This window comes from Vibrio sp. V43_P6S15P86 (genome assembly GCF_009904725.1).
Classification (GTDB): Bacteria; Pseudomonadota; Gammaproteobacteria; order Enterobacterales; family Vibrionaceae; genus Vibrio; species Vibrio diabolicus.
Map to the genome: position 1 here is coordinate 1 of NZ_WXWT01000455.1, position 12,018 is coordinate 12,018.

Below are 12,018 nucleotides of genomic sequence, written 5' to 3' on the forward strand. Positions count from 1 at the left end.
GCACTTATGTCAAAGCAATGCAGCAAAAGAATCACGACGGTGCTTTGTTAGAAAAGCAATATAAGGCTCAGCAAAATGAAATTCGAAAGTTAGAGCAATTTATTGCCAAAAATGGCGCTGGAGTTAACGCGAGTCTTGCTAAGGGACGCAAGAAAAAACTGGATAAAATCGAACGTATTCAACTGAATCATATAGAGAAAGTATCGATGTTTGACTTTGCTCACCAGCCTATTGGGCAACAGTATGTGATTGACGCAAAAGCGTTGAAGATAGGTTATCAGCAGCCTCTGCTTCCTGCGCTTGATATCACGTTAGCGCGCGGGGAGAAGTTGGTCGTTTCTGGTTTTAACGGCGTAGGTAAGTCGACTTTGCTTAAAACCCTTATGGGGGAGATCGAGCCGCTCTCTGGTGAGGTGGTATTGGCAAAAGGTGCAATGATTGGGTATTTTTCTCAAGATTTGTCTTGGCGTCACCCTCAGCACACGCCTGAGCAGGAGCTATGCTCTTGTGATCCAACGATATCAAGCAAAGAATCACGCAAGATATTAGCTCGCTTTGGGGTCACCGGAGATAAGACGCAGCGCCACCTAGATACATTAAGTGGAGGTGAGCAAACTCGCGTGAAACTTTGTTGTTTATCAGTCCAGAAATGCAATGTTTTGCTGTTGGACGAGCCAACGACACATTTGGATAGCAGCAGTAAAAATGCGCTTAAAGAGGCTCTCCAGCGCTTTTCTGGTAGTGTGATTGTGGTATCTCATGAGAAGGCGTTTTTACAATCTTGGCCTGATAGAGTTTTAGATATTTCGTTGCTCACTTATGCTGAATCGGAAACAGAACAGGAGGTGGCGCTATGATGCAGTCCATGATCCTATTTCTTGTTGCTTTTCTTGTTGGTGCTGATGAGTTGATGCTTGGATCTATTCTTGAACCTATCGGAAATGATTTAAGTGTTCAACCGAGTGAGGTTACGTTATTTATTACGGCATATAGTTTAGCTATAGCAATTTGCGCTCCTTACCTGGGACGTTTATCAGACCGGGTTGGGCGTATTCGTATCATGTTGCCTGCTTGCTTCGTATTTGGGGTTGCGTCTATTACGACGGGCATAGTTCATGATTTTGAACTTGCGATTGCAAGTCGAGTGATCACAGGTATTGCAAGTGCAGGCATGTTGCCAATTGCATTTGCGTTGGCGGGAGACGCGAAGGGTAATAGAGCGATGCGTCAAATTGTGATGGTTCAGGCGGGATTAACGCTGGGTATGATAACCAGCCCAGCGATCGGAGCATTGCTGACCCAGCTTTTATCATGGCGTGCCGCTTTTATTATTTTGGGCGTTGCGGCTCTTCTTGTCGGTGCCATGAGCGTAGTGTTCATGAACAACAAGCATAATGAGTCCAAGAAGTCAGATACTCTGCCACCTATCACAGACGTCATTCATCTTCCAGGCGCGTTGAGGGCTATTCTAGCGATGTGTTTAGGCCTAGGGGGAGGTATTGGTGTATTTAACCTGATAGGCCTTCATATTCGAGATACCAGCGAGTTGGCGCTCGGTTGGGTGGGCGCTATTTATGCTGCTCTAGGGATCGTGAGTGTGGTTGGAAATATGTGCGTGGGGAGAGCTTGCCGTTGGCTTGGTAGCTCTCGAGCCGTTATGCGAGTGGCTTTAATGGTGTGCATACCTTGCAGTGCATGGGTGTTCTCAAATGAGATGAGTACGGTGACCGCTTATCTTCCAGCTCTAGTGCTCTGGTCTCTTGCTGGAGGGGTAGGCTCTCCGGCGTTACAAGCACATATAGCAAGCTTATCTGATGAACATCGAGGTGTGCTGATGTCTTCTGGAATGAGTATGATGCACTTTGGTGTCGCGATTTGGTCTGCCTTGGCGGGCTTTGCTTATTCTGTAGGTAGTGAATGGGTCGCTGTCGTGGCTTTGTTATTGTTTGGCTCAGCGGTAGTTATATTAAAGCCAATTGGTAATGCTGAACAAAGTGAGCGTTATTCGTAGTGTTTTAGTAGATAAAGAAAAGCCGTTACCTAAAAAGGTAACGGCTTGTTCCAAATACTTTTTGAAAGCCGGTCTTAGTTCATGCCGTATTTCTTAAGTTTTTTGCGAAGAGTACCGCGGTTGATACCCATCATAGTTGCCGCGCGAGTTTGGTTACCGCGAGTGTACTGCATGATAGTATCTAATAGTGGCTGTTCAACTTCAGCTAGAACTAATTCGTATAGTTCTGTTACTTCCTGGCCGTTTAGTTGAGCAAGGTAGTTTTTAAGAGACGCTTTAACAGAGTCACGTAAAGGCTTCTGAGTAATCTGGTCTTGTGACGTTACTGTAGTTACTGTTAATGCTTCTGAAGTCAGATTTTGTTCGAACATATTCGGTCTAGCTCTTCTCTTAATTATGATGCAACGTTATCAAAATAACCTTCTAACGCCTCAATTTGCAGCGGAGCTGCGTCGATAGCGTTGAAGGTACGGCGAAACTCACTTGCCTGTTCATGCTCTTTCAGGTACCACCCAACGTGCTTGCGCGCGATACGTGGACCTAAGAACTCCCCATAAAATTCATGCAGAGCATTTACATGACCAAGCATAATGGTTTTCACTTCCTCAGTTGGAAGCTCCTCCATTGTGGTGCCGTTTTCCAAATAGTGATGGATTTCCTGGAAAATCCAAGGACGACCCTGGGCAGGGCGTCCAATCATTAAAGCGTCCGCACCGGTGTACTCCAGTACAAATTTGGCTTTCTCCGGGCTATCGATATCACCGTTCGCGATAACCGGAATTGAAATCGCCTCTTTTACCGCTTTAATGCTGTCATATTCGGCCTCACCTTTGTACATACATGCTTTCGTTCTGCCATGCAGAGCAAGAGCTTGTATGCCGCAGTTTTCGGCTAATTTAGCGATCTGGACACAGTTCTTGTTGTCTGTATCCCAGCCAGTTCGAGTCTTTAACGTTACAGGAACGTCCACTGCATTCACGACCGCTTTCAAAATCTCTTCGATAATGTTTGGGTATTGAAGCAGAGCAGAGCCCGCTAGCTTCTTATTCACTTTTTTTGCCGGGCAGCCCATGTTGATGTCGATGATTTGTGCACCGTTCTCAACACTGAATTGAGCTGCGTCCGCCATAAGCTGTGGATCGGAACCCGCAATCTGTACAGAGCGAATGCCCGATTCGCCCTCGTGTACCATGCGCTGTTTCGACTTTGACGTTCCCCATAGTTTTGGGTTAGCAGACATCATTTCACTGACGGCCATTCCCGCACCATAGCGAAGACACAACTCGCGAAACGGTCTATCCGTTACACCAGCCATAGGGGCTACGATTAGATTGTTCTTAAGTTGATAGTTTCCGATTTTCAAAACGTCATCACAGTTCTGTACCAGCAAGGGCGCGCATTTTACGCATTTTTTCACTGCGTGAAAAGACTAATATTTGAGCATTTACAAATTGTTTTTGTAAATTGTATGAATTTCAAACAATTAGCTCTGAAAACCTTGTCTAGCCTTGCTTACGACCAGAGATGCGACACCATTCACTTTGCTCAACAATCGGGTCAATGTGAAGCTCGTCACGGTAATAGTTCGCAACATCTTCGGCTTGCGTGTCTAATACGCCAGACATTGCAAGGTCGCCATTTGGTTTAACTAGGCCTTTAATGATTGGTGCAAGTTCACGCAATGGGCCAGCAAGAATGTTAGCAACAACCACGTCTGCAATCAGACCTTCTGGTTGGTTTTGAGGAAGGTAAACTTCTAGTTTGTCGGCAACGCCGTTACGCTCTGCGTTGTCTTTCGAAGCAAGCAGTGCTTGAGGATCAATGTCGATCCCTATCACTTTTTCAGCGCCCAGTTTGATCGCCGCGATCGCCAGAATGCCAGAGCCACAACCGAAGTCGATAACGGTCTTACCGCTTAAGTCCATGCTTTCTAGCCACTCAAGACAAAGTGCTGTTGTAGGGTGAGTACCCGTACCGAATGCAAGGCCAGGATCCAACATAACATTAACAGCGTCAGGATCTGGAATGTCGCGCCAGCTTGGACAAATCCATAGGCGTTCACCAAATTTCATTGGGTGGAAGTTTTCCATCCATTCGCGTTCCCAGTCTTTATCTTCAAGCTGTTCTACTTTGTAAGCAAAATTGTCAGCCAGCATATTGCTCGCTTTAATTTGGTCGATGATGAAGTTGGTGTCTGCTTCTGCATCGTACAGTGCCAGAATGTCAGTATCGCCCCATAAGCGAGTTTCGCCAGGTAGAGGTTCGAATACAGGTGTATCCTGCGCGTCTAAGAATGTAACAGACAGCGCGCCAGTCTCTTCCATTAGCATATCGCCGATTTGCTCAGCGTTTTCATTGGTCGCGTTGAGTTTGATTTGAATCCAAGGCATTGGTTTTTGCTCTTAAAGTGAATGAAGTGGCGCAGAGTTTACCAGAACTCTACGATTTGTTTGAGTATATACCCAAATAAGCCTACTTATCTGTTGAATGCTTAGAGTACATACAAAACAAAAATGCCCACGGGTGTGGGCATTTTTTAAGACGTTAGCTAAGGCTTATTGTAAGCCGAGCTTCTTCTCTAGGTAGTGGATGTTTGCACCACCATGCTGGAAGTTTTCGTCATTCATAATGGAGAATTGCAGTGGCACGTTGGTTTTGATGCCTTCGATGATCATCTCACCCAGAGCATTCTTCATGCGTGCAATCGCCACATCACGGTTTTCACCGTACGTGATTAGCTTACCAATCATTGAATCGTAATGAGGCGGTACTGTGTAACCAGAGTAGATGTGTGATTCCCAACGCACACCCATGCCACCAGGCGCGTGGAAACGCTCTATCTTACCTGGAGATGGTAGGAAGCGTTCTGGGTCTTCTGCGTTGATACGGCACTCAATCGCATGGCCACGGATCTTAATGTCATCTTGAGTGAATGACAGAGGTTGACCCGCCGCAACGCGAAGCTGTTCTTTGATTAGGTCGATGCCGGTAACCATTTCTGTTACTGGGTGTTCTACCTGAATACGAGTGTTCATTTCGATGAAGTAGAATTCACCGTTCTCGTATAGGAATTCGAACGTACCTGCGCCGCGGTAGCCAATTTCGATACATGCACGAGTACAACGTTCACCGATGTACTTACGCATCTCTTCAGTGATACCTGGTGCTGGAGCTTCTTCCACTACTTTTTGGTGACGACGTTGCATTGAACAATCACGTTCACCAAGGTGGATTGCGCCGCCTTGACCGTCAGCGATAACTTGCACTTCAACGTGACGAGGGTTTTCTAGGAATTTCTCCATGTAAACCATATCGTTGTTGAACGCTGCTTTTGCTTCAGCACGCGTCATTGCAATCGCTTGGATTAGGTCTTTTTCTGCGCGAACGACACGCATACCACGGCCACCGCCGCCACCAGACGCTTTGATGATGACTGGATAACCGATGCGTTTAGCAAACGCCTTGTTTTTCTCTTCGTCGTTGTCCAGAGGACCGTCAGAACCAGGTACACAAGGAACGCCAGCTTTCTTCATTGCGTTGATAGCTGACACTTTGTCACCCATCAGGCGGATAGTGTCTGCTTTTGGACCAACGAAGATGAAACCACTGCGCTCAACTTGCTCAGCGAAGTCTGCGTTTTCTGACAAGAAGCCGTAACCAGGGTGAATGGCAACGGCCCCTGTTACTTCTGCTGCAGAAATAATTCGTGGGATATTTAGGTAGCTGTCGATACCACGAGCAGGGCCGATACACACGGTTTCGTCTGCGAGTAGTACGTGCTTAAGATCGCGGTCAGCTGTCGAGTGAACAGCGACGGTCTTAATACCTAATTCTTTACAAGCGCGAAGAATACGAAGTGCAATTTCACCTCGGTTCGCGATGACTACTTTGTCTAGCATAAGGCAAGCCCCGCTTATTCGATTACAACAAGAGGTTGGTCGAATTCAACTGGTTGGCCGTCTTCAGCTAGGATCGCTGTAACAACGCCAGATTTGTCCGCTTCGATTTGGTTCATCATTTTCATTGCTTCAACAATACATAGCGTATCGCCAGCATTTACTTTCTGACCCACTTCTACGAATGCTTTAGAGTCTGGGCTTGGAGAGCGGTAGAAAGTACCAACCATTGGAGAAAGAACTTGGTGACCTGCAGGCGTTGCAGCTGCTGGAGCTTCTGCTGCTGGCGCTTCTGCTACTGGTGCCGCTGCTGCTGGAGCAGGTGCCGCTACTGGAGCTGCTGCGTAGTGAACTGGTGCTTGAGGGGCTGCAGTGCCGTGACGACTGATGCGTACTGACTCTTCACCTTCAGAAATCTCTAGCTCAGCAATGCCAGACTCTTCAACTAACTCAATTAGCTTCTTGATTTTACGAATATCCATCTTTTCTTTCTCTTTTATCTTGTGATTAAGACAACCCTCGTGGGGTTGCAGAGTGTTAGGGTTACTTTGCCTGTAGCTTATTAATCGCGGCAGACAGAGCGAATTCATAACCTTGTGCGCCTAAACCGCAAATCACGCCTTCTGCTTTATCTGACAGATAAGAGTGATGACGAAATGGTTCACGTGCGTGCACATTTGATAAGTGCACCTCAATAAATGGGATGGCGACGCCAAGTAATGCATCTCGCAGTGCCACACTGGTATGAGTGAAAGCCGCTGGATTGATGATGATGAAGTCAATCTTGCCATAAGCAGCATGAATGGCTTCAATCAGTTCGTACTCACGATTTGATTGTAGGTGTTCCAGTTCCACCCCAGCGTTATGAGCTTGCTTCGTAAGAGCATCCACAACTTGTGCTAAGGTGCTGTGACCATAGTGTGTCGGTTCGCGCAGACCTAATAGGTTAAGATTTGGTCCGTTTAGAACAAGAATCCGTGACTTTGCAGACATTATGTTGCTATCTTCCCTTATCGTGAGTGGAACGTTTATATTCCCAAATATACGATAGTTCAGCACGATTTTTTGTTAAAACCGAGCAAATTTTAAAAAATCGACCAAGATTATAGCTAATTCATAGCAATTAGCAGCAATTTACTGGTCTAATCTCCTAATAGCCACCTTCGTTTCTGTAACCAAGTTAACAAAAACAACATAATTGCCATGTTCGTTGTGTGGTTAATTTGTGCGCAAAAGCAAAAAACCGCCATGAGTGATGGCGGTTTTTAAAGTGCTTTTAAAACAGTTGGTTGAATTTATGCCAATTCTGCTTTCTCTGCGATGAGTTTGTCTACCACGCTCGGATCGGCAAGCGTTGATGTGTCTCCGAGGTTGCTTGTATCGCCCGTTGCAATCTTACGCAGGATTCGACGCATGATCTTACCAGAGCGAGTCTTCGGTAAGGAATCCGTCCAGTGCAGTACATCTGGTGTCGCGATTGGACCAATCTCTTTACGCACCCAATCTTTAACTTCTTTGTGCAGCTCAGCTGACGGGAATTCACCATCGTTCAATGTAATGTAAGCGTAGATAGCTTGGCCTTTGATGTCATGTGGAATACCAACAATCGCCGCTTCGGCAATCTTGTGGTGCGCCACTAGCGCTGATTCAATTTCAGCGGTACCCATACGGTGACCCGACACGTTTAGTACGTCATCAACACGGCCAGTGATCCAGTAGTAGCCGTCTTCGTCACGACGCGCACCATCACTGGTGAAGTACATCCCCTTAAAGGTTGAGAAGTAGGTCTGTTCAAAGCGCTCATGGTCGCCGTAAACCGTGCGCATCTGGCCTGGCCAAGAATCAAGGATAACCAAGTTACCTTCAGCAACGGTATCTTCAAGAATGTTGCCCATATTATCGACAAGAGCAGGCTGGACGCCGAAGAATGGGCGAGTCGCAGAGCCTGGTTTTAGATCGGTTGCCCCTGGTAGTGGCGCAATCAAGATGCCGCCAGTTTCCGTTTGCCACCAAGTATCGACGATAGGTGAGTTCTCGTTACCAATCGTTTTGTAGTACCACTCCCACGCCTCTGGGTTGATTGGTTCGCCCACTGAGCCCATGATGCGCAGGCTTGAACGAGATGTGCCTGCAACCGCTTCATCACCTTTTGCCATTAGCGCACGAATCGCGGTTGGGGCGGTGTATAGAATGTTGACTTGGTGTTTATCAACCACTTCACTCATTCGGCTTGTGCTTGGGTAGTTTGGTACACCTTCGAATAAGATGGTCTTCGCCCCATTTGCAAGTGGACCGTAGATTAGGTAAGTGTGACCGGTAATCCAACCCACATCCGCGGTACACCAGAAGGTTTCACCTGGTTGGTAATCGAACACATATTTAAAGGTCATCGCCGCGTAGACGAGGTAACCACCAGTCGTGTGTAGTACACCTTTAGGTTTGCCTGTTGAACCTGAAGTGTAAAGGATGAAGAGCGGATCTTCGGCTTTCATCTCTTCTGGTGGGCAAACGTCAGAAACGTTAGCTGTTGCTTCGTGCCACCAAACATCACGGTGTTCATGCCATTCGACATCACCACCTGTACGTTTAAGCACCAACACTTTATTGATGGTTTTTACGTCTGGGTTAGTTAGTGCTTCGTCCACGTTCTTTTTCAGTGGAACGGCACGCCCGCCGCGCACGCCTTCATCAGCGGTGATCACGACTTTCGCGTCAGAGTCGATGATACGGCCAGAGAGAGCTTCTGGTGAGAAACCGCCAAATACAACGGTATGAACCGCACCGATGCGGGTACAAGCGAGCATAGCCACTGCGGCTTCTGGCACCATTGGCATGTATAAACACACCACGTCGCCTTTACGTACGCCTTGCTCTTTCAATGCGTTGGAGAACTTACATACTTCTTTGTGCAGCTCGTTGAAAGTGAGTGTTTTGTCGTCGGCTGGATCATCGCCTTCCCAGATGATTGCGACGTCATCCCCGTGTTCTGCGAGATGACGGTCAATACAGTTAGCCGAGACGTTCAGTGTGCCGTCTTCAAACCAACGAATGTCGACATGGCCAGTATCGAAAGAGGTGCTTTTTACTTTGGTGAAAGGTTTGATCCAATCAACGATTTTGCCGTGTTCGTTCCAGAAGCCCTCTGGATCGGTTACCGACTGCTGATACATGGCTAAGTAAGTATCATTATCCGCGTGTGTATGAGTTTTAATATTTTCTTTTACCGGATAAACGTGGGCTTCGCTCATGGCTTCTCTCCTTGTGCCTTATTTCTCGGCCTTACACCAATCTAGATAAGATTTTGAATATGTTTTTGTAGGGCTGTTTTTTGGTTCTAAATAACTTGGTCGTGGTAATGACGACGTTGTGCTTATAACTGTCAGTCACTGCGCGTATTTCCACAATTAGACTTTAGGATGAGAGTGAGGGAAGCGCCGTGAAATCGCTGAAACAAAAGTATTTCTGGGAGCTAGGTCAACTGATTTTTATGTATACGGCGCAGTTAGGTTGGGCAAATCGCCTTTCGTTAAGCGAACAAAGACCAAAGCGGCAGAAATCGCATCTTGTAAAGCGTCGTGTTTATCTTGGATAGGAAGTTCGAGGTGTTTACAAATGGCATCCAGACTTAAGTCGAAATAGGCATTCGGCAAATGTCTTTCCAGCTTGTCGTGATAAATCTGACTGACCTCGATGAGCGGGTTAGGAAGTGGGAAGCCAAGTTGCCTCAGACAAGCAAGGTCTAAAATCTTTTTATCGTAACGAATGTGATAACCGACAAGTGGTCGGTTGCCGATGAAGTCGAGCAGCTCGAGCAGCGCCTCTTTTTCGCTAATCCCGTCGACTAAGTCTTGGTGGCGAATTCGATGAATTTTGACTGAGCCAGAATCGAGCGATTGCGGCGCGCATAAGCGGACTTCAAATGGCTGACTAGTGATGATGCGGTTGTCGATGATCTTCGTGGCCGCAATAGTCACCAACTCGGCGCGATTTGGATCAAGGCTGGTGGTTTCGCAGTCGAGCGAAACGTATTCCGTTTTATCGGGCGTGCAAAAAAGCGACTGATAAGGAGAGCCTTTCAGTTTGTAGTGCCAGTATTTGCGTTGTAACCAGTTCATTGCCTACGCCTCTGTATGATTTATGAAAATCATGGTTAATCACGAATTTGATAGTGGAAGCCTAAAAATTGCTTAAATTTTTTCACTACATGTAAGCTGTGGCGAAGTAAATCACGCTCGGTTCTATCCAGTTGTTTAATATCAATGTTATTCAATGCTTCTTGCTTTTTGAGTTGTTGATTAAGGCGAACCTTAAAGAACAATTTCAGTGCTTCGTTGAGGTTATCTGCCGTTTCAGGCTCTAAGATGCGTTTTTTCCGAAGTGCTTCAATGCGCTCAAATGTGTTCTTCTCCTCAATGGCATATTCCAAAGACAAGGTGCGAATGCCGTGCACAATTGGGAAAATGCCGCCGCGTTTAATATCTAACCCGTCCTTAGCACTTTTTACGTTGCCAAACAGAGTTAGGGGCACAGAAAACTGCAAGGCAGGGCGAGTAAAATCAGACAGTATCAACATGCGATCTTTCATTGTGTCGCGAAGGTGGGTCGCGATTGGAGCCAGCAGTTCGCGATTTCCCGCAACAGCATGGGCGTCACTGAAAATGGCTAAGTCCATGATTTGTTGTGGTTCGGCTTTGGCTATCCAGCGGTCTAAGGTGTTTATCCACTCTTGCTGCGTTTTGACCCATTTCGGGTTGTTGACCATGACTTTACCCGGGCAAAGTGGATAACCGAGCTGTTGTAGAGTGTGCGTGAAGGATTGCATCACTTGTTCGCAATGAGGCCATTCCAAACCATCTTGAATAATTAGAGCATTGTCTTGGTCTGTCTTGAGAATTTGTTCTCCTCGACCTTCTGAGCCGAGTACGATTAAGCAGCAATGATCGTGCAAGGCTGGTGGAACCACTAACTCGAACGCTTTTTCGATAATTTGCTCGTTCACGGCGGAAATTAACTCCATGATAAAGCGAGTGCGGATGCCGTTTCTCAATAAGCTCTCGACCAATTGACGTTGGCGGTTTGAGGCTAATGCGAGCTCTTCCACACTGCTTGCTCTGGCAATACTGAGCGTTAACACGTGAGAGTGGGTGGAGAACGCGCTGAGAATTTGGGTCATATCCAGCATGCCGACGGCTTGGTTGCCATCACATACCATGAGACGTTTCATTCGATTTCGGGTCATGGTGATCATGGCATTGAATAAAAAATCACCATCATCAACGTGATAGACAGGAAAGGTGGCGATATCACCAACAGGGGTATTGAGTGCGCTGCCATCTAACATCACGGAGTGCAGCATGTTGGTTCGCGTCACGATGGCGTATGGATGAGCCGAGGGCCATTTTTCTAATCGCGGATCGTCATCATTGAGTTTGACAAGTGCTGCATCGATCCCATTTGCTTTTAGGGTGTGCGTCACCTCGTTAATCGGCGTATTTGGCTCAAGGATCATCGGTGGGTGATAAATGCTGCGGTCCACTTTGGTGAGGATAAACTCTGCCAAGTTTTGTTGTTGGTGAGCGGCTTCGATGAGTTCTTGTCGCTTTGATAAATTGTTATCGAAATAGGCCGCAAACTGACCATTCTCGTTGTAAAGCGCCAGAAAGACGTCTTTCGGTAGCAGATAGGAGAGCGTGTCTTCAAGTGCGATGTATTGATGACGTACGTTGTCTTCAAGTAACGAGCGCACATCAAACATATCGTCGTTGGCATAATGCGCGAACACTTCCTGCTGATCTTGGGAGCGCTCTTCTACCGCGCCTTTGATCAGAATATGCAAGTGAGGGTTCTTCTGTCCGCAAGATAAAATTACATCTCGAGCTCGATAGTAGGCAACGTCCAGAGACGAGCGCAGTCGTGTCTGTTGTGCTTCGGTTAAGCGGTCGAACGGTGGAGATTGCATGTTAAATTTGTCAGGCATGAGAACACCCAATGATGGAAGGAACACTCTCTAAGTCTGACAAATTTCCTACCGGAAGCCAGACGACTTTGGTCTAAATCACGATGATTTCGCTTTAAGATGGCCAATGTCGCAAAGTTAGTATTCCATCGAGG

Annotated in this window: 11 protein-coding genes; 2 read left to right on the forward strand and 9 right to left on the reverse strand. The window is 46.8% G+C overall.

Annotation, left to right across the window (positions count from 1 at the left end; all coding sequences use genetic code 11):
- Together CAG69_RS20245 and CAG69_RS20250 are read left to right on the forward strand one after the other, a co-directional pair.
- On the forward strand, positions 1-857 hold an 857-nt coding region (locus tag CAG69_RS20245), incomplete at its 5' end, for an ATP-binding cassette domain-containing protein (RefSeq protein WP_161445894.1).
- Positions 854-2,011 carry an MFS transporter gene (locus CAG69_RS20250; protein ID WP_161445896.1) on the forward strand — a complete coding sequence of 386 codons (1,158 nt, stop codon included), beginning with the start codon at positions 854-856 and terminating at the stop codon, positions 2,009-2,011. The genes CAG69_RS20245 and CAG69_RS20250, both read left to right, overlap by 4 nt.
- Before the next feature lie 74 nt (positions 2,012-2,085).
- Here the strand turns inward: CAG69_RS20250 and fis are convergent, their stop codons facing one another.
- The 9 genes from fis to CAG69_RS20295 form a co-directional block, all read right to left on the reverse strand.
- Positions 2,086-2,382, reverse strand: coding sequence for a DNA-binding transcriptional regulator Fis (gene fis, locus CAG69_RS20255; protein ID WP_000462885.1), 297 nt, complete (start codon positions 2,380-2,382; stop codon positions 2,086-2,088).
- 23 nt (positions 2,383-2,405) lie between these two features.
- Positions 2,406-3,374 carry a tRNA dihydrouridine synthase DusB gene (gene dusB / locus CAG69_RS20260; RefSeq protein ID WP_005382505.1) on the reverse strand — a complete coding sequence of 323 codons (969 nt, stop codon included), beginning with the start codon at positions 3,372-3,374 and terminating at the stop codon, positions 2,406-2,408.
- Positions 3,375-3,513: 139 nt separating this feature from the next.
- On the reverse strand, positions 3,514-4,401 hold the full coding sequence (prmA, locus tag CAG69_RS20265; protein WP_005397838.1) for a 50S ribosomal protein L11 methyltransferase: 888 nt from the start codon (positions 4,399-4,401) through the stop codon (positions 3,514-3,516).
- Between the two features lie 165 nt (positions 4,402-4,566).
- On the reverse strand, positions 4,567-5,910 hold the full coding sequence (gene accC / locus CAG69_RS20270; RefSeq protein WP_005397839.1) for an acetyl-CoA carboxylase biotin carboxylase subunit: 1,344 nt from the start codon (positions 5,908-5,910) through the stop codon (positions 4,567-4,569).
- Between the two features lie 14 nt (positions 5,911-5,924).
- Positions 5,925-6,389, reverse strand: coding sequence for an acetyl-CoA carboxylase biotin carboxyl carrier protein (accB, locus tag CAG69_RS20275; protein WP_005397840.1), 465 nt, complete (start codon positions 6,387-6,389; stop codon positions 5,925-5,927).
- 61 nt (positions 6,390-6,450) lie between these two features.
- Complete coding sequence (gene aroQ, locus CAG69_RS20280) at positions 6,451-6,900, reverse strand: type II 3-dehydroquinate dehydratase (RefSeq protein WP_005397842.1); 450 nt, start codon at positions 6,898-6,900, stop codon at positions 6,451-6,453.
- 302 nt (positions 6,901-7,202) lie between these two features.
- Positions 7,203-9,155, reverse strand: coding sequence for an acetate--CoA ligase (gene acs / locus CAG69_RS20285; RefSeq protein WP_006742998.1), 1,953 nt, complete (start codon positions 9,153-9,155; stop codon positions 7,203-7,205).
- A 237-nt stretch (positions 9,156-9,392) separates the two neighbouring features.
- Complete coding sequence (locus CAG69_RS20290; RefSeq protein WP_161445898.1) at positions 9,393-10,022, reverse strand: 3'-5' exonuclease; 630 nt, start codon at positions 10,020-10,022, stop codon at positions 9,393-9,395.
- 35 nt (positions 10,023-10,057) lie between these two features.
- Positions 10,058-11,884, reverse strand: coding sequence for a DUF294 nucleotidyltransferase-like domain-containing protein (locus tag CAG69_RS20295; protein ID WP_161445900.1), 1,827 nt, complete (start codon positions 11,882-11,884; stop codon positions 10,058-10,060).
- Positions 11,885-12,018 lie beyond the last annotated feature (134 nt).